Raw genomic sequence first — 18,548 nt, forward strand, 5'->3', positions numbered from 1 at the left:
GCTTCAACTTCATCACATAGTATCTTATAATACGAGAATGGCTAAAGATACATTAAGTGTGGTGACATCATGAACAAGACAAAACGGCTTACTCAAACCATGGATTACAAAACAAAGCAAGCCCACTGGGTACGCAAAATGTTATTACTGTATTGGATGATTATAGCTGTACATTTTATCGTCCAGCTGGGCAGCTACTTATTTCTTGATTACGCCGCTTCGCCTTATGAATTTTACGTCGGAACCCTGATTGTTCCTACGCTAATCATGAGTGGTTCCAACTTACTGGCAGAGTTGGCTCATTTTAAATTTAACAGGTATTCTTTTGCGATCCTGTTTATGGCAAGCACCGTCATTTGCTGGATGATTATTCGTCTAAATTATGATATCCGGATTATTCCTGCGCTATGTTTGTTGCCTATTTTCTCTTCTATTCTGTTCTTCAATCGTCGCTTAATATGGCTTTCCTTTGTATTGCAAGTGGTCGTCTTTTTTCTGTTGCTGGCAGCAGATGGATCATTCCGCAGCTATTTGTCAGACTTTGATATTGTGGCGATTCCAACCTTTTTGATTATGTCCACCTTTCTTGCTCTCATTATTCAGGCCAGCGGCCGCGATTTGTTAGTGGATTTGTATAAAACAAAGCGTGCCCAACAGGAATTAATGATCAGTAATGCGATTATCAGCAAAATGTCAATGACTGATGGTTTGACAAAGCTGTACAATCATTTGTCCTTTCAAAACTTTTATGAAAAAGCACTCGAATATGCCGAACAAGGAGCGATCATCCATCTGGCGTTAGTGGATATTGATAATTTCAAGAAAATCAATGACAATTACGGACATCAGTTCGGTGATAAAATTTTGGAAGGCATCTCGCAAATCATTACAGAGCAAATTACAGCGAATGACATTCCGGCCCGCTATGGCGGTGAAGAATTTGCTATTTTGATGTTTGAGCATACTTCTGAGGAAGCCTATCAGATCGTTGAGAATATCCGGCGTGAAGTAGAGAATATGACCTTTCAGGAGAAAATGCAAATCGTTTCCGTAACCGTTAGCATTGGATTAAAAGGCTATACCGAGGATATGAACAAAGACAAAGATGTATTTTTCCAGGAGACAGACAACTATTTGTATCAAGCCAAGCGCTCCGGGAAAAACAAAATTGTTGCTCTTAATCATACCGCTTAATGTAAAAACGCTTCATTTGATGAGACTCCGGCTTGCCGGAGTTTTTTGTATATAGAGCTCAAAATTTAATAGAGTTGACAACTCCATAAGTTGAAACTAAAATAGTTACATATGTATTGGTTATTTACTTACTAAAAATAAGTCTAAGGAGATGATTCTTGTATGTCAACCCTCGTTATTGTCGTTCACCCTGATCTTGCGGAATCTCGCATTAACAAAAGATGGGTGCAAGAACTCAAGAAACAATCCGGCGTGACCGTTCACAACCTGTATGAAGTATATCCGGATGAGCAAATCAATGTCGCCCAGGAGCAGGAACTGCTAGAGCAGCATGACCGTATCGTTCTGCAATTTCCTTTTTACTGGTACAGCACTCCTTCCCTACTGAAAAAATGGCTGGATAAGGTTCTAACCTACGGCTGGGCTTATGGGAGCGAAGGTGGCAAGCTACAGGGCAAAGAGTTGTTGATTGCCTTGTCTGCTGCCAGTGTTGAGGAAAACTATCAACATGACGGACGGAATAGGTATACGATCGAAGAGCTACTGAGACCTCTGGAAGCTACAGGCCATATGATTGGTGTCAAATTGCTCCCTTATTTCGTACAATATGGTGCTGCAGTATTGACCGATGAGCAACTAGACCAATCCGCACAAAAATACGCGCAAACAGTTATTTCTTAACTTTTTACTAGAAAGCCCCTTGGACGGCGCCTGTCATACCTGCTTTACAGCAGACGGCAGCTCCAACCAAGGGGCTTTAGTGATTGATTACATCGTAACCAAGGTACTGGTTACTTGGGCCATACTTTCTTTAATAATGTCGCAGCCCTTACGCAAGTTTTCCAGACTTATCGTTAACGCAGGCATAATTTTAATTACCGTATCGTTACGTCCAGCACGCTCAATAATGAGTCCTCTACTAAAGCAGAGAGTCGCTACCTCCTTGGCGAACGCTTCTCCCAGATGGGATACATCAATGCCCCAGATCAGTCCCAAGCCACGAATTTCAATAAGAGGATCTATCGATTGGATATGTTCACGCAAGAACTGCTGAACAAAAGCCTCTTTTTCCTTCACTTGTGCTTCCAGCTCTACCGTATCTCTGAACTCCAGCGCAGCCTTTGCCCCGACAAAAGCAAGCTGATTTCCACGGAAAGTGCCGTTATGCTCACCCGGACTCCATATATCCAATTCTGGCTTGAGTAGCAACAGAGACATTGGCAAGCCGTATCCACTGATCGATTTGGACAAAACAACCATATCAGGAACGATTCCCGCCCGCTCGAATGAGAAGAACGAACCAACTCGACCGCAACCGACTTGAATATCGTCCACAATAAGCAAAATATCATGATCATCGCACAACTGTCGCAAATCACGCAGCCATTCGGTATCTGCAATATGAATGCCGCCTTCAGCCTGTACCGTTTCCAAAATGATCGCGGCAGGCTTTTCCACACCTGAATGGGTGTCTGTTAAAAGCTGCTCCATATACAAAATGGTATCCATTCCGTTAAATGTGCTGTTATAAGGTATAAAGGTAACATTGTTCAGGGGAACCCCTGCGCTCTCTCGCATGGAGGTGTTGCTGGTAATCGATAAACTACCCAGCGACATTCCGTGGAACGCACCCATAAAGGCAAAAATACCATTTCTGTTTTTCACCTTGCGTGCAAGTTTCAGTGCTGCTTCCACCGCATTGGTTCCGGTCGGTCCGCAAAATTGCAGCTTATAATTCAAGCCCTTGGGCTGGAGAATACGCTCTGAAAAAGACTCCATAAACTCTTGCTTGGCCGTCGTGTACATATCCAGACCATGCATAATCCGATCGGATGTTAAATAATCCAATAACCGGTTTTTCATAAAATCATTATTATGCCCATAGTTCAAAGCCCCTGCCCCGGCAAAAAAGTCAATGTAACCCTTGCCTGTCTCCGTGTACAGTACATCGTTTTTAGCTTTGTTGAATACAACTGGAAAACTTCTGCAATAGGATCTTACATTGGACTCCAGCGCTTCGAATGTGTTCATGATCTCTCGTCCTCCCGCTGACCTGATTTTAAAAACATACAAGCATGGAAAGCAAAAAAAGTGTAAATATGTAATCTAAATGAGAAGACAGTCTGAATTCACAATGGGATATCCACACCAAAGAATCATGAGTACGATTACAAGAACAATTAAAGTACTAAAATTAAATACAGAGATAGCACATGAGAGTAGATTAGTAGAAGATTAAATAGTGGGTTTTTCTAAGAGGCCTATCAGAGGATGTCAACTCCTATGTAATAAAATACCATAATTTTCATTTAAGTCAATGCATGTTTCTGAGGTGTTTTGTTAAATTTTTGTAATTTATCATCAGCGGCTTGTAGTATATTGTTAAAACAAAACGAAAAATGTCGTATTATAGTGATAAATCTCAAAAATAGTACATTTCCATATCAAATAGATATACATCTGGACTAATTGTCCACAGGATTGTCACAACAAACCTGATCTTTTGACAGACTGTCCAAAGGAGTTTACTCTATCAACAGAACCTGTCAAAACTTGTTGTAAACATTGCAGTTATCCTAACTATTTGGCTCGAATTTGATAGAAAGATAAGGAAATATGATCATGTCTAATGTTTTGATTATTGAAGATGACAATATGCTGGGAGATACCCTTTCCTTGTATTTAACAGGAGAAGACTACAACGTTACTCGAGTGGAACAAGCGTCTGAGGGTATTGCAAGGCTTAAGGTCGTACAGCCCGATATTATTTTGCTGGATCTGCTGCTTCCAGATTTGGATGGCGTGAATCCCTGCCCACTGATACGCAAGCATACGGACGTCCCCATCATCGTGATTTCTACAGAAAACAACATATCAGAGCGCATTCGTACACTTACGTTGGGAGCAGATGATTATATTTGCAAGCCTTTTAGTATGCAAGAGCTAAAAGCACGGATGGAGGCTCTTTTTCGTCGTATTGAAATCACGCGCTTACAAGGAAGTGGCAGAGCACCTGAACCTGAAACGGGCATTACTTTGGATCTAGCGAGAAGAATGATTACCGTTAACGGACAAAATGTGGAGACAACATATTCAGAATTTGAGCTTATGAAGCTTTTTTATTTGAACCGAGGAATTGTATTCAGCAGGTATGCTTTAATTCAGGCTCTCCGTGGCACAGACTCCTTTATTAACGAGAGGGCCGTGGACGTACATATTAACCATTTACGCAGAAAAATCGAAAAAGACCCTAAGAAACCGCAATTGATTAAGACCATCTGGGGAATCGGCTACAAATTTATGCAATAACACGGTCAGCTCCAAGGAAGTGATGACTTGATTTGGTTAATATCCTTCTGAACCGCGCTCAGATGCTCTTTCCAGTCTGGATACAGTTCTCCTGTTGAGGTTTCATTGCTGCGCTTCAATGCCTTTTCCAGCTCTATAACCTTTGCCAGCAACTCAGGCGCGCACAGGTTCCCCGTTCCTCCTTTAAGCGAGTGGATTAATCGAAGAGCAGAAGATAACTGTCCATTGTCCATTTTTCTCACAACTCTTTTATCGAGATACTGGTATTCCTGTATCCATTTGTAAAGGGCAAATTGAAAAATATACACCTTGCCATCCATACCTGCTATCGACTGCTCAGCGTGAATACCATGTAAATCTTGCAGCCACGCTAAATTAATCCAGCTAGTTAACACTCTAGCAGCGGTCAGTTCATGGACAGGCTTGAGCAACACGGCATTAATACCGGCACGAAGACAAACTTCCTGTTCATGCTGCACAGCATCAGCGGTAAAAGCGATAATGGGAAGCCTGTTAAAAGCTTTGTTTCTCCGAATATGTCTCGCCGTCTCAAAACCATCCATCTCTGGCATATGCAAATCAAGCAGCACCATATCCCAGTAACGCAGTTCAAGTAACGCTATTAGTTCCCTTCCGTTTGTGACCATCGTTACCTCAAAGTTACGCTCTGCTAAAAACTCGGTAATCACCACCTGGTTAATTTCGTTATCCTCTGCTATGAGAATTTGATACTTTTGTGTTGTATCCCCTATCTCATTGCGGGAACTCATCGTCGCATGAGTCTCCAGAGTATTACCATCTGCAGGCACTGAATCTTCCTTCTTCCAGCAGAGAACCTCCAGCAGAGCGTTCCGGGTAACGGGCTTGGACAAAAAGGCATCCACACTATGATCCATGTCCCCTGCAGCTATTTTTTCCATCTGAAACACGGTTGTAAGTCCAATGATCTGAGTTATCTGCTTATCCAGCATTTGAAGCCACTGCCTCCGGGAGTCCAGTTCTCTCAAACCTTCCATCCCCATATCAATGATAACATAATCAAAATGCTCACCCTTTTGAAAAGCATCCACACTTTCTTGGAAGGATGAAATAGTGAAAGGTTTTAATCCCAAGTCTTGCAGTAGTTCGTTCAAGCTGTATCTCACCAGTTCATGCTGCGCAACAATTAAGGCTTTGCCTTTGATTTGTTTTTCTATTCGTGTACTTCCTGCATTCAATTCCCCAGTTTCCAGCTCGACATTAAAGTGAAATTGACTGTACTCTCCTAATCGGCTTTTCACCTCTACTTTCCCCCCCATAGCTTCAGCCAAATGCTTGCTAATGGCCAAACCCAGCCCAGAGCCCCCATATCTGCGGCTGGTTGCTGTACTCGCCTGGATAAAAGGGACGAATAGCTTGTCCATACACGTCTCGGAAATTCCTATGCCCGTATCTTCTACCATAAAAGAAACGCCTACTCGCCCTTCCTGCTGACTTAGCATTTTTACCTGTAACAATACATGTCCCTGATCCGTAAACTTGATGGCGTTGGTCAGAAGATTTGAAAGCACCTCCTCCATTCGAAGCGGGTCTCCCTTAAAGCTTTTCGGTAACGCCGGGTCCGTTATAAATACGACCTCTATTTCCTTATCTTCTAGCAAAGTTCCAACGGTATCTGCGAGATGCCGAAGCATTTTTTCCGGCTCAAATTCTACCTTTTCCAGTTCCAGACTGCCGGCTTCCATTTTGGAAAAGTCCAATACGTTACTGAGCATGGATGAAAGGGTACGAGAGGAAGTGAGAAGCTTGTGGAGGTAATCTCTTTGAACGGCAGTCAGTTCAGTCTTATTTAACAGCTTTGACAGACCGATGATTCCATTCAGCGGGGTGCGGATTTCGTGACTCATATGAGCCAAAAAAATGCTTTTCGCACGGTTAGCCTCGTCCACTTCCTTTCTCTTCTGCTCTGAGGCTTTACACTCCGTAATATCCAATGCGTGACCGATAACAGAGCTAGTAACCCCGTCCTCCATAACCGGATGTAAGGTAATGAGAGCCGAATATTCCCAAAACTCCAATTCAAATACGGTCCGATCACCGAACCAGGCCTGTTTGTAGTATTGGCAAAGCTGCTCCATCGTTTCAGAGGAAAGCTCCAAAATGTCCCCAAGACGCTTCACATGCTCCCTTTTATTGTAGTTGACTTGCATATTCAGACCCACGCGCTCCAGCAATTCACCTTCAAGCAGCCTATAATAAAATTCATTACCGCTTTTCTCCAGCTTGAAGGTAAAGCCAGGTTGAACACCTAGTAAATTCAGCAGATCACGGTCTTTGTTTAACAAACGTTGTCCATATGTATACTTAGCGGTGGTTAAAGTGTGCACAAACAGAGTCATGAACATTAGACCCATCCCTAACTCTAGCACGCAGGTCAACGGTGTTTTATCGCTTATGCCAAAACATAAGAACAAAATTCCCGCTCCTCCATAAAATACACCTGTGATCGCCTGACGAACAAGTTGACGCTGAAAAACCAAAACTAACAATAAAATCACGATAGCACATAGCACTAAATCTCGAACCAAGTGTTCACCACTCCTATAATATTCCATTTTTAGAATATATCAAAAATACAAAAAAAACTCAGGACAGATTCCTTATGCCATAAGGCTTAAAGAACTGTCCCGAGCATTCATTGTACTATAGATTCCATAAGGTTCAAGCTCGTTTTAATATTTGAAACGACTGATCATCATCTTCAAATCAGCAGCCATCGTCGAAAGCAACTGTGCTGAAGCTGATATTTCCTCCATGGAAGCCAGTTGCTCTTGTGAGGAGGCAGCAACTTCCTCAGATGTGGCGGCATTACCGGTTGCAATCGTCGCCAGCTCGTTGGCTGTCGCTGCGATTTCTTGTACACTGGCTGATATTTGCTCTGCAATCGCAGCGACCTCCTCTACCTGAGGTGTTGTCTCTCGAATGCCTTCCATCGCATAACCCAGCTTGACAATGGTTGCTTTGGAAATCTGTAGTCCATCCTGCACCTCAGTCGTGACCCTGTCCATCGTCTTCACTGTTGTTTCGGTTTCATGCTGAATTTCGGCAATCAAGGTGGCAATCTGTGTGGCGGATGTCTGAGACTGCTCTGCCAGCTTACGCACCTCATCAGCAACGACGGCAAAGCCTTTTCCATGATCGCCCGCTCTGGCTGCCTCAATAGCTGCATTCAATGCCAGCAGGTTTGTCTGATTGGAGATATCGCCGATAACCTTCGTAATTTCACCGATTTCATGAGAGCGGGCTTGCAAGGTTTGAATCATCTGGTTGGAACGCTCTACTGATTGATGAATGGAATTCATTTGCTCGCCTGTCTGCTCAACAGACTTTCGTCCTTCCTCGGCTTGCAAGGCAGATCGTTTGGCCAAATCAGCTACCGAAATCGATCGTTCAGCAATTTGGGTGATCCCTTGTGCAATTTCATCCAGGGCCACCGAATTATTTTCCAGCCCTGTAGTCTGCTTCTCTGCACCACTGGCAATTTCTTGTACAGCCTGGGACACCTGCTCACTTGCAGCACTGGTTTGTTCCGCGCTTATTGTCAGTTCATTGGAAGAAATTGCGACATGATCTGCACTGTTCCCTACGTTCTGAATGACAGATCGCAAGTTATTCTGCATATTTTGAAAAGCCACTCCTAATTCTCCGATCTCGTCCTCGCTCTTTACTTGAATGTCCTGTGTGAGATCTCCGGCGCTCACATTTACCGCTTGTTCTTTTAACTTTAAAATCGGTTTGATGATGGAACGGATCAGGAAATAAACAATGATAATACCAATCACAAGACAACCGACAATGGTTAGTAAAGTGCTGATCAAAATCGGCCCTGCTGCTTCATCGACTTCAGACAAATACAGCGTTCCGCCTATCTTCCAGCCAGTCAGCTTGTTAGTCGCATAGTTCATATATTTGAGCTGGCCCTCATACTCATACTCGTATTCACCAGTATCACTCTGAAACATGCGTGATTCAATATCTGTAATTTTGGTGCCTGGTTCCTTCGTCGGATGAACAATGTAAGTATGGTTGTTGTCCAGCAATATGGCATAACCCTCATGACCTACTTTAATATTGTTCAACGTCTCTTTAATACCACTCATTTTCAGGTCAATGCCAATAACACCCGATCCATCTGACGTAGCCTTGGACACAGTAACCGTCATTTGCTTCGAGCTTGCCGAAAGATAAGGAGAACTAATTGCTGCCTTCGCTTGTTCCTTTATCGCTTTATCGTACCAAGGTCTGACTCGTGGATCATAATTATCTGGTAATTGCTTCTGTGGATAGGTTGTAAATTTGCCGTCCTTCGTACCATAATAAATGGATTCTGTTTCAGGATGGAGTGCAATATATTGCTTAAAGAATTCTTCCAAATTCGCCGCTTGTTCCTCCGTCTCTACCCGATTGCCTTTTAGTCTTTCTGCAAAATAGTCTGCGTCATGTACCTTGGGTTCAATAGTACTATCAATAATAAAATTAGTGCGGACAATAGCCTGCTCGGCACTTTCTTCAATCTGGTTTCGAATCTGCTGACTCGCGCTTATAAACGACAAAGCCCCCACGATCATGGACGGTAAAATCAAAAATGCAATAAAGGCGACCATTAGCTTGGTTTTAAAATTTTTGCTGAGCTTCCTTGCGACTAGCCACTTTTTCCCCGATAACTTCTTCATTAATAAACATCTCCATTTCATTACCTGTATTTCCCAACCTATAGCGAACCTCTTCGTCTTGCCGATGACGACAATCACCCGACAGACTCTCTTTCACATTTTTCACATCTGCTGCTAAAACGCTTGGACATAAAAGATATAAACACGCTAGTTAAATAGGTATATGTACTTATTTTCGAAAACAGCAAGGCTGGTCGGAACCGGTTCTTTGATATAATATACCTAAAAAATATTAAAAAAAATGCAGTATAGATGTTAAGAAAGTGTTAGTTTCATCTCACTATACCTACCACTTAACATGAAAATAATCCCCCTGAAGGTAGCAAACATAGGGTCATTTTTGAAAATCGCCATATATTTTCTACTCCCAAGGGGATTAAGTTCGATCGCTTTATTCAGTTCTAATCCAACAACACCTTCAGATCTTCGAGCCTGGTAACAGGTGCCTGACAGGTAAAATGCTCACACACATATACGGCTGATTTGCCTTCCACAAGATCATAATCACGGATATAAGGAGCCGTCTCTGCAATCTCCGACTGTCCTTCATCCTTCAAAATAACGACCGTATTCGGCCTGAACCCAGCTCGAACCGCCTGAATGAACTGTACGGTCTGCGGATCATCCCTGTGACCCACAATCACAATCTCCTTCGTCGTTCCCGTCGCATACAACAACGCGCTGAGCAACGCGGAGTGGCCTGACGGGTAATGAGCAACCATACCGCCAAAAGCCTTAAACTGCTTGGCTGCATAGTTCTCCAATCCAGATTCACCCGTTAGCCGCGCAAGCCGCACAAAATTATAGGCCGCAATGCTGTTACCTGACGGAATGGCTCCGTCATCAATTTCTTTAGGCTTGGCAATGAGCTGCTCACTATCTGACCCATAAAAGAATAATCCGTCCCGTTCCTCATCCCAGAACAAATCGATCATATTTTGATTGAGCGTCAATGCCCGTTGCAGATATTGTACATCGAAGGTCGCCTGATATAGCTCGATCAAGCCCCACACATAAAAAGCATAATCATCCACATAACCGGGATAAGCTGCCTCGCCGTCCCGATAACGCGCCAACAGCCGTCCGTCCTCCTGTCTCAAATGGTTCCACAAAAACGTCTCCGCTTTCTGAGCTTGCTCTGTATATCTCGTGTCTCCAAAAGCTTGTCCTGCCTTCGCCAGTGCAGCAATCATCAATCCGTTCCACGAGGTCAAAATCTTGTCATCTTTGTGAGGATGAACCCGTTGTTCTCTGGCAGCAAACAGCTTGGCCCGTAGCTCACTAACCCGCTGCTCCAGTTCCTGCTCAGTCAAGTCATGCTTGATCCTATAGGCTTCCAGATTGATATCAATCAGGTTTGGAATGTTGTGACCTTCAAAATTGCCGTAAGGTGTAATCCCATACAAATCGTTGAAAAAGGCGGCATCCTTATCGCCTAGTACAGCCTTTACCTCAGAGTCGTCCCAGACATAGAATCTCCCCTCTTCTCCTTCGGAATCCGCATCCTCCGCTGAATAAAAGGCACCACCTGCATCCGTCATGTCCCTTGCGATATATGTAAAGATTTGTTCTGTAATCCGTCGGTACAGTTCCTTGCCTGTCACCTGCCAAGCCTCTGTATACGCGATGGCCAACAGAGCATTGTCATATAGCATTTTTTCAAAATGCGGCACCAACCACTTCTCATCCACGGAGTATCGTGAGAACCCCATGCCTATATGGTCGTAGATTCCGCCCCGGGACATCGCATCCAGCGTCTTCTCTGCCATTTCCAGTGCCTGTTGATTCCCCGTATGCTGTGCATATCGCAGCAAAAAAGACAGGTTATGCGGAGAAGGAAACTTGGGTGCTTCCCCGAAGCCGCCATATTCCTTATCGAAGGTGTGGCTGTATTCATGGAAAGCTTTAGTCAAGCTCTGTTCATCCAGTTCACCCCGATAACCCGCAAGCAAGTCCTGCCGCTCATGCTCGATCAGTACCTGCTCACTCAACTCCACCAGCTCTTCCGGCTGTTCTTTCCACCGGGTACCCACCTTGCCAAGCAGCTCCAACAGTCCGACACGGCCAAACTTCTGCTCCTTGGGCAAATACGTCCCCGCAAAAAAAGGTTTCTGATCCGGCGTCATCAATATCGTCAGTGGCCAGCCTCCATGCCCCGTCATCGTCTGGCAGATGGACATATAGATATGATCCACATCTGGACGTTCTTCACGATCCACCTTAATGGATACGTAATCCCTGTTTAATACCTCAGCCACTTCTTCATCCTCGAAAGATTCTCTCCCCATTACATGGCACCAATGGCAAGTGGAATAGCCAACAGATAGGAAAATAGGCTTGTTATCACGTTTAGCCATTTCAAAAGCCTCATCTGACCAAGGGAACCAATTTACCGGATTGTGAGCATGCTGTAGCAAATACGGTGATTTTTCCTTGGATAGTCTATTCGGTTTGCTGCTCGTTGTCATGGGACATCACCACTTCCGTAGTTGGATTTTATGCTTGGTACTATTTTACCCTAAATGGGTGGTAAAAGTCGGAAGAGATGAAAAAAGATAATGACTCTCAAGCATTATACTCATTAGAAATTATATCAAAGATCTCGAGAGCTTTCAGTAAGGCGTATTCACTTGTTCTGGCCCCTTCTTTTGAAAAATGTGCATCCGGAAACGCAGGCGACATATGATGGTACCCGGGATAGACATGTAATTCCACTAAGACTCCATCAAAGGCCAATTGTTTTGCAAAAAACAAGGATTCACCAATGAATAAATCAATGGTACCTATATTTATATAAGTCGGTGGTAATCCGGCCAATGACTTAGCACGAGCCGGCACATAATACTCACTTACCTCCTCCTGACCCGGTTCATCCCCCAATACAGATTTCCAGCCAAAATAATTACTTTGTTTTGTCCAAATAAACTCTCCTGCGTATGGGTGCTCTGGTGCGGTACTTGTGCGATCATCTAGCATTGGCCTCATTAATCTTAGATGATGGATTTCGAATTCCTTCTGATCACGAATGTACAAGGCTAGGCCAGCCGCCAAACCGCCGCCAGCGCTGCTGCCCCCTACGGCAACTTTCTGAGTATCTATCCCTAACTCTTCCGCATGTTCAATGCACCATTTTAGGCCCGAATAACAATCCTGTAACTGACTTGGCTGTACATGCTCTGGTGCTAGGCGATAGTACACGGATACGCAACAGAAACCATGTTGTGCCGCAAGAGATGCATTAGCAGGACGATCCACGACTGGACTTCCTAAGACCATCCCGCCTCCGTGTATCGAATAATATAGAGGCATCTTATGATGCTTTGATTGTTTGGGCTTAATGATTTCGATTTGAATATCTGGACCACTAAAATAACTTGGCACAGCCTTTTTTTCTAATGTAATAGGGAACATCTGCGTTACATCTATTTGTTGCATCATTTGAGATTGATTTTTACGTGCTTCCCTTAGTGTAGATTCGGTAAGATCGGTTGTTGGTATTAAATCAACTGCACTGATAATTTCTGGATCAATCAGATGTCTACTTCTACTTTTTTGCTCCCTCATAGTAATCTTTTCCTCACTTTCTTGTTTTAAAGACAATGAATCAATACATATTTCCCTTCAATTGTTGTTGTCGTTTATATTTATATTTTAAGTTTAAAATCAGCTTTATAAATGAAAACAACGAGTTAGAATCATTCTTGACATAAAAATTATAAAAAAATGGAATGCCAAAAAAGTATTTCGGAATCTGGCTGTGGGAATGCGAAGGCACATCAAACCTTTTACCAAACAAAAAGACGCGACCGGATTGGTCGTTCATAGCGATTATCCGGTCGCGTCTTAAGCTTATCACGTTATGTCCATCTACTTTTTATGTGAATAAACAATTTTCTTAATGGTTTCGGTAGAGAGGAAAAACTCATTAGCTAATTGCTCGATACTGCTTCTATTTTGAAAAGCATTTCTGATTGCGGCATTTCGCTGTTCTAGCAACCATCTCCCGCCACTCAAGCTTCCCCAATCCATATATTCCGTTTTTGGCTTAGGAATATACAGAGTCTCTCCTTGAACATATTTTTGGATTTCTATAATTAATTCTTGAGGTAAAACTTTGGAAGCATTCGTATATCTCAATTTTACTCGCCCCTTATTTTGATTTTTTAAAATAAGGTGCAAAGCCAAAAATATTAAAAAGCTTATTCAGCGTTAAAAATTGTTTCGCCCCATACAAAGTAACGCTTTCTTAATAATTGGCTTTGCATGAGTGTAAGAAGTCACAGACAATCCTAACAGATTCTCCATCAGTAGGCACCCCCTTTTACCTCGCAAGTATAGCATAACTTCTGCTCACCTGGGACCAGCTAAATGATATCAGCAAAAAGCAAGCGATTAAAAATTGAGCTGTTAGATAGCTGATTTTAAACACTAACCATGAATACGAACCACATAAATCCGTAGATTAATGCAACTAGCCCTACAATGCCCAACAAGCAAAAAAGTAAAAGCATAAGAACAAATTTTTTACCATCCATAACCGACTCCCCAATACTTTTTCCAGAGTGTGAGACACACTTTCTAACTTAGCTTCCGAATAAAAATTTGAAATTAAGTGCATTTATCCAGCTGAACAGGAGTCCCCGTTATCCTAAGAGCGGCTTCTAGATGTTACGGATTTACACTTTCTGCTTGGCTAGCCTGTCTTGCGTTTATTTTTTCATTGCAAATCTTGCTATTGGCTGAGCATGGTAGGCTACACGAGTCGTGCCAATATTGATAATGTATAATCAAGCATAAGACTCATAAAGGAGCATATGAACCAGATGAACAATTTTTTGAATGAATTTGAGGAAAGATTTAGGGCAGGATTTTTGGATGATCTTAAAAGCATACTTGAAGAAGTGAAGAATGAGAAGGTTTACGCCTGTGCTTTTGGCACAGACAGCGATTTTGTCACCTTGTTTCTAGCTGTTAATACAGAAGAATCCCTTGTTAGACATATCACAAACATGAAAGCCGAAGGCCTGTGCGACAGCAAGGAAGATGAAAATTATTATAGATGGGGATTTTGCGAATATCAATATGGCGATGCAACACACTTGAATCATATGAGCAAATTTCTATATGCAACCGAAAATGTGTTTGATTATAAAGATGAAATGATAAAAATTATGGCCAAGGTAGTTAAGGAAACAGACGACGTGCTTTTCAATCAATTTGGTCAAGCCAAAGAAGATATTATTTTTTTCGTGTCCATGACGGATGATGATATGGCCGAGGAACTCGAAGATCGGTCTGTAATTCAGATGACAAACGCCAAACTAGTTAATGGCTTCTTGCATCGTTATCAATAGAAATACAGTTTGAAATATTACACTCATTTCGTTCAGGTAGTTGCTTTAATTCGCAATTTGCTTGTCCCATGCATCTATTGATTACGTATCCTTTTCATTTGGTTTATCTCCATTAGATACGAATAAACCTATTTCTCCTCATGGTTCGAGTTGAAATAAGTTTATTTAAAGCTTTCATCCAGATGAACAGGAATTCTTACCATTCAACTTCTTCAAATAATCGGAAAACCATCTTTTTTTCAAATTCATCTAAAGTTCTAAATCCAGATATTTCTTCTTTCTTTTCTCCAAGTTTTATCAAAGTCGCTATTGCTAGGTCTCCCACCTTATAATAACCTAATAGTTTATCTTGGGGTTCCCTTTTTAATGATAATTCACTTAATTTTTTTATCATTTTCTCTGTACGGAAGCCTTCTTTTCCTATCTGTGTCATTGCATGATATAAGACTATGGGGTTATTATCTTCTAACAAATTTTCTAATTCACCTATTTGAACCTTCCCCTTCCGCTATCTTCTTTAATATACTTCATTTTAATCCCAGCTAAGAGCTATAAATTGGAATGACCGGGAAAATGTTTTATCAGAAATAACCACTATGATGAGTTCCACATTTCTCTTCGCAAACTACGCCGCTATCATACTCATGGTATGGGAATCCGTTTGTTTTACTGAAGCGAGACTCCGGTGCAGCTTATGATTAACGATTCCGATTACCACGTCCGGCTCCATTACATCCTGATGGGAGAGCATAACCAATGTTGCAATATCCCCCCTATGATATGCCGCTGTCAACGCTCTCAGAAAAGTTTTCGAGTTTTCACTTTCCGGTAAGGATAACTCTCCTTTGAGGAGATCCTCCTTGACTGCTTCAAGCGATTTTCGTGCCCGGTGGAGTGCAACTTTTACCGCTCCCTCCGTTGTTTTGAGCATGTCGGATGTCTCACGAATCGAATATCCAAACACATCTCGTAGCAAAAAAACTGTTCTCTGAAGCGGAGATAAATGATTCATTAAGGACTGTAACACTATCTCGATTTCAAAAGATCCATGATCCGGCACAGTTACTTTCGCTTGTTCTCTATTCAATACCCGACTGTAGACTGCTTTTCTCCGTATCTCATCAATCCAGGTGTTTTTAGCAATCCGCAGCAAAAGCGCTTTGGGGTTTGTATGTTCGAGATTGTTTAACTTTCCTAATGCTTTTACCCAAGTATCCTGAGCCAATTCTTCCGCATCCCAATTTGATTTCGTAAGCGACAGACAGTAACGCTTCAGGACTGCCTGTAATTCCTCCAAGTTCTCGATGTTTATTGTATTATCTGTCATTTGTATAGAATCATCTATGCGCATAGGTCCTCTCCTCCACGGTCTTATTCTGCCCTTTCCTAGAGCAAAGCCTTTTGTTACCTCCAATGTAAACGAACAAGGGGGTGTAAAAGTTACACCATTTACGCAAATCGTTTTCCCATTGAAACCTCCGTATCTTTTTACGGCCTCGGTTCGTTTACAAGGAGAAATCAACTGAAAACAGGAAATTGGGGGTATCAAAATGAGTGTTTATGTTCCTTATGTTGTTGAGCAAACTGCTCAAGGTGAAAGATCGTACGATATCTATTCCAGACTATTAAAGGATCGTATTGTGTTTGTCGGGGCAGCCATCGATGATCATTTGGCTAACAGTATTATTGCTCAATTATTGTTCCTGGCGGCAGAAGATCCGGAAAAAGAAATTTACATGTATATCAACAGCCCGGGTGGCTCTACTTCCGCAGGATTTGCCATTTATGATACGATGCAGTACATCAAACCTGATGTACACACGATATGTACGGGATTCGCTGCTTCGTTTGGCGCGATCCTGTTGCTAGCGGGCGCCAAAGGGAAACGTTCGGCGTTGCCGAACAGTGAAATCATGATCCATCAGCCGCACGGCGGCGCACAAGGTCAGGCCAGCGATATTGCGATCAGCGCAAAACGAATTTTATGGACTCGTGAAAAGGCAACCCGTATCACAGCTGAACGGACCGGACAATCTTTTGAAAAAGTCGAAAAAGATATGGACCGGGATTTTTACATGTCCGCTCAGGAGGCACTGGAATATGGTGTTATTGATCAGGTGATCACTTCTTTATAGAGTATGCTCAAACCCTAATGATCCGCAAGAAACTTTAAGAAAATATGAGGTGATATCATGTTAGCAAGTTTACAAGGTAAGGAAGTAACTATTCATTTTATAGATGGGGCAAATGTATGCGACGGGATATTGGATCAGATTGACGACAAGTTCGTTAAATATCTTACGCAATATCAAACGCTTGTTATTCCTATCACATCTATTCGCACCGTATCCATTGACATTAAGGAACGGCAGCGCCATAGAGTTGGATTCGCCCCTTGAACCTATTTTAGTATGGGTGTCAATTACATTGTACGGAGGCCCTATATTATGTAAATTTTACATGGAGTAGAAATGCTTCAGCTAAGACGTGTCGTTCGACAAACTAAAAGCTGTGATTTTGACGCATCAAGATGTGGATCATATTAAAGTCTATGCACACGAACTGGATAAGCCGTATATTCAGGGGGAGATCCCACTTTTAAAAGATAGTCACCTTGTGCATCGCCCGAAGGGCAAAGTGGACGATACCTTAATAGATGGTCAGGAACTGCCGTTTTGCGGCAGGATTCGCGTCATCCATACGCCTGGGCATACTCCTGGTCATATCAGTCTTTATTTAAGGCAAAGTAAGACTCTTATAGCCGGGGATTCGATGTACAGTGTAAACGGGGTTCTCGGGGGAATTCATGTCCCGACCACACTGGATATGGATGCAGCTCGTCTCTCATTGAAAAAGTATTTAGATCTCGACATTGCATCCGTAGTTTGTTATCACGGGGGATTAAGTAATGTACATGTGAATGATCAGATATTAGGACTTAGTGGCGAGTTAATTTATAGCGAATTGAAGCAACCCCGTAAATGACCGGGGTTGCTTTTATAATGTTCATATGAATTGTATCTAATACCCACACTTTATTGATAGACACGCACGTAATCGACTAGCATTTGGGACGGGAACTGCGTCGAGTTATTGGGAGCACCAGGCCAGTTTCCGCCGACCGCTAGGTTCAGGAGAATAAAGAACGGCTGCTGAAATTCTTCGGTGTTCCCGGTTCCGTTCTCTATATAAAATTCATTGAACTGCTGTCCGTCGACAAACCAGCGGATATACCTGGAGTCCCACTCGATGCTATACACATGGTATTGGGAAAAATCCAGATTGCCCGATACCCGCCCAAAGTCAGCGTGGCCTCCCGCATCCCAATGCACAGTACCGTTCACAGAAGGATTGTTGTTTACACGTTCCATAATGTCGATTTCTCCGCATTTCGGCCAACCTACCGAGCTGATGTTGCTGCCTAACATCCAGAAAGCTGGCCATATCCCCTGACCGGACGGTAACTTGATGCGCGCTTCTACTTTCCCATAAGTAAATTTTTTCAAGTCTTGAGTTTTGATCCGGGCAGAGGTGTAATTCATTCCGCCGTAAGCTTCTTTTTGTGCCGTAATCACCAGATTGCCTCCGGTAACCTGCAAATTCTGCGTACGGTTGGTATAGTACTGCAGTTCATTGTTTCCCCATCCGCCGCTTCCGGTACCGATTTCAGGGGTCCAATTGGACCGGTTTAACGAAGTTCCATTAAATTCGTCGCTCCACACAAGATTCGAGTTCGGTGCTGCGCTTGTATGCATTGCTGGAAGCAGAACGGTTAGGAGACTGAGCAGCGCAACCGCACATAATCCTTTTCTTAGCATTAGTTCCCTCCTCAATAATAATAATCCAAGTTCTTAGACACTTCAGGAAAATAAGCCTTCAAGCGGTATTGACGATTGAAACGGGAATCACCTCTCTTTATATTTTTCTTCTTGGACAGCTCATAAATTAGAATCGTAGATAGACGATTGAAAAGGTATAC

The 18,548-nt window shown here is 42.7% G+C and carries 14 protein-coding genes and 2 pseudogenes; 7 read left to right on the forward strand and 9 right to left on the reverse strand.

Annotated features, from left to right (window positions below; translation table 11 throughout):
• Nucleotides 1–69 precede the first annotated feature (69 nt).
• Together MKY16_RS25565 and MKY16_RS25570 are read left to right on the forward strand one after the other, a co-directional pair.
• The gene (locus tag MKY16_RS25565; RefSeq protein ID WP_029515039.1) at nt 70–1,194 is read left to right on the forward strand and encodes a GGDEF domain-containing protein; all 1,125 of its coding nucleotides are present in this window, start codon (nt 70–72) and stop codon (nt 1,192–1,194) included.
• 162 nt (nt 1,195–1,356) lie between these two features.
• Entirely contained in the window at nt 1,357–1,875 is a 519-nt protein-coding gene (locus MKY16_RS25570; protein ID WP_039275063.1) for an NAD(P)H-dependent oxidoreductase, read from the forward strand.
• 87 nt (nt 1,876–1,962) lie between these two features.
• On the opposite strand, the gene ectB is transcribed toward MKY16_RS25570, so the two are convergent.
• Nucleotides 1,963–3,225, reverse strand: coding sequence for a diaminobutyrate--2-oxoglutarate transaminase (ectB, locus tag MKY16_RS25575; RefSeq protein ID WP_340885318.1), 1,263 nt, complete (start codon nt 3,223–3,225; stop codon nt 1,963–1,965).
• Between the two features lie 591 nt (nt 3,226–3,816).
• Between ectB and MKY16_RS25580 the strand changes: the two genes are divergently transcribed.
• Complete coding sequence (locus MKY16_RS25580; RefSeq protein WP_029515042.1) at nt 3,817–4,503, forward strand: response regulator transcription factor; 687 nt, start codon at nt 3,817–3,819, stop codon at nt 4,501–4,503.
• A 5-nt stretch (nt 4,504–4,508) separates the two neighbouring features.
• Here the strand turns inward: MKY16_RS25580 and MKY16_RS25585 are convergent, their stop codons facing one another.
• From MKY16_RS25585 to MKY16_RS25605, 5 genes are all read right to left on the reverse strand, one after another.
• Nucleotides 4,509–7,070: a response regulator gene (locus MKY16_RS25585; RefSeq protein ID WP_340957730.1), complete on the reverse strand. Its 2,562-nt coding sequence runs from the start codon at nt 7,068–7,070 to the stop codon at nt 4,509–4,511.
• Nucleotides 7,071–7,214: 144 nt separating this feature from the next.
• Nucleotides 7,215–9,215, reverse strand: coding sequence for a methyl-accepting chemotaxis protein (locus tag MKY16_RS25590; RefSeq protein WP_340957733.1), 2,001 nt, complete (start codon nt 9,213–9,215; stop codon nt 7,215–7,217).
• Between the two features lie 401 nt (nt 9,216–9,616).
• Entirely contained in the window at nt 9,617–11,683 is a 2,067-nt protein-coding gene (locus tag MKY16_RS25595) for a thioredoxin domain-containing protein (RefSeq protein WP_039275054.1), read from the reverse strand.
• Between the two features lie 97 nt (nt 11,684–11,780).
• Nucleotides 11,781–12,779 (reverse strand): alpha/beta hydrolase, encoded by a 999-nt coding sequence (locus MKY16_RS25600; RefSeq protein ID WP_340957734.1) that lies wholly within the window; start codon nt 12,777–12,779, stop codon nt 11,781–11,783.
• A gap of 303 nt (nt 12,780–13,082) precedes the next feature.
• Entirely contained in the window at nt 13,083–13,352 is a 270-nt protein-coding gene (locus MKY16_RS25605) for a CD3324 family protein (RefSeq protein WP_039275052.1), read from the reverse strand.
• Between the two features lie 686 nt (nt 13,353–14,038).
• Here MKY16_RS25605 and MKY16_RS25610 point away from each other — a divergent pair.
• Nucleotides 14,039–14,569, forward strand: coding sequence for a DUF4303 domain-containing protein (locus MKY16_RS25610; RefSeq protein WP_340957735.1), 531 nt, complete (start codon nt 14,039–14,041; stop codon nt 14,567–14,569).
• Nucleotides 14,570–14,765: 196 nt separating this feature from the next.
• Here MKY16_RS25610 and MKY16_RS25615 read toward each other — a convergent pair whose 3' ends face one another.
• Together MKY16_RS25615 and MKY16_RS25620 are read right to left on the reverse strand one after the other, a co-directional pair.
• The gene (locus MKY16_RS25615) at nt 14,766–15,041 is read right to left on the reverse strand and encodes a hypothetical protein (RefSeq protein ID WP_039275043.1); all 276 of its coding nucleotides are present in this window, start codon (nt 15,039–15,041) and stop codon (nt 14,766–14,768) included.
• A 153-nt stretch (nt 15,042–15,194) separates the two neighbouring features.
• Complete coding sequence (locus MKY16_RS25620; protein WP_029515053.1) at nt 15,195–15,920, reverse strand: RNA polymerase sigma factor; 726 nt, start codon at nt 15,918–15,920, stop codon at nt 15,195–15,197.
• Between the two features lie 199 nt (nt 15,921–16,119).
• Between MKY16_RS25620 and clpP the strand changes: the two genes are divergently transcribed.
• From clpP to MKY16_RS25635, 3 genes and pseudogenes are all read left to right on the forward strand, one after another.
• Nucleotides 16,120–16,704, forward strand: a complete 585-nt coding sequence (gene clpP, locus MKY16_RS25625) for an ATP-dependent Clp endopeptidase proteolytic subunit ClpP (protein WP_013310269.1) — start codon at nt 16,120–16,122, stop codon at nt 16,702–16,704.
• A gap of 57 nt (nt 16,705–16,761) precedes the next feature.
• Nucleotides 16,762–16,968, forward strand: coding sequence for a hypothetical protein (locus MKY16_RS25630; RefSeq protein WP_039275041.1), 207 nt, complete (start codon nt 16,762–16,764; stop codon nt 16,966–16,968).
• Between the two features lie 88 nt (nt 16,969–17,056).
• A pseudogene (locus MKY16_RS25635) lies at nt 17,057–17,554 on the forward strand (MBL fold metallo-hydrolase); the annotation flags it as partial.
• 53 nt (nt 17,555–17,607) lie between these two features.
• Here the strand turns inward: MKY16_RS25635 and MKY16_RS25640 are convergent.
• Nucleotides 17,608–18,387: pseudogene (locus MKY16_RS25640) on the reverse strand (glycoside hydrolase family 16 protein); the annotation flags it as partial.
• Nucleotides 18,388–18,548: the final 161 nt, after the last annotated feature.

Origin of the sequence: Paenibacillus sp. FSL L8-0641 (assembly GCF_038006265.1) — a bacterium.
GTDB lineage: Bacteria > Bacillota > Bacilli > Paenibacillales > Paenibacillaceae > Paenibacillus > Paenibacillus polymyxa_D.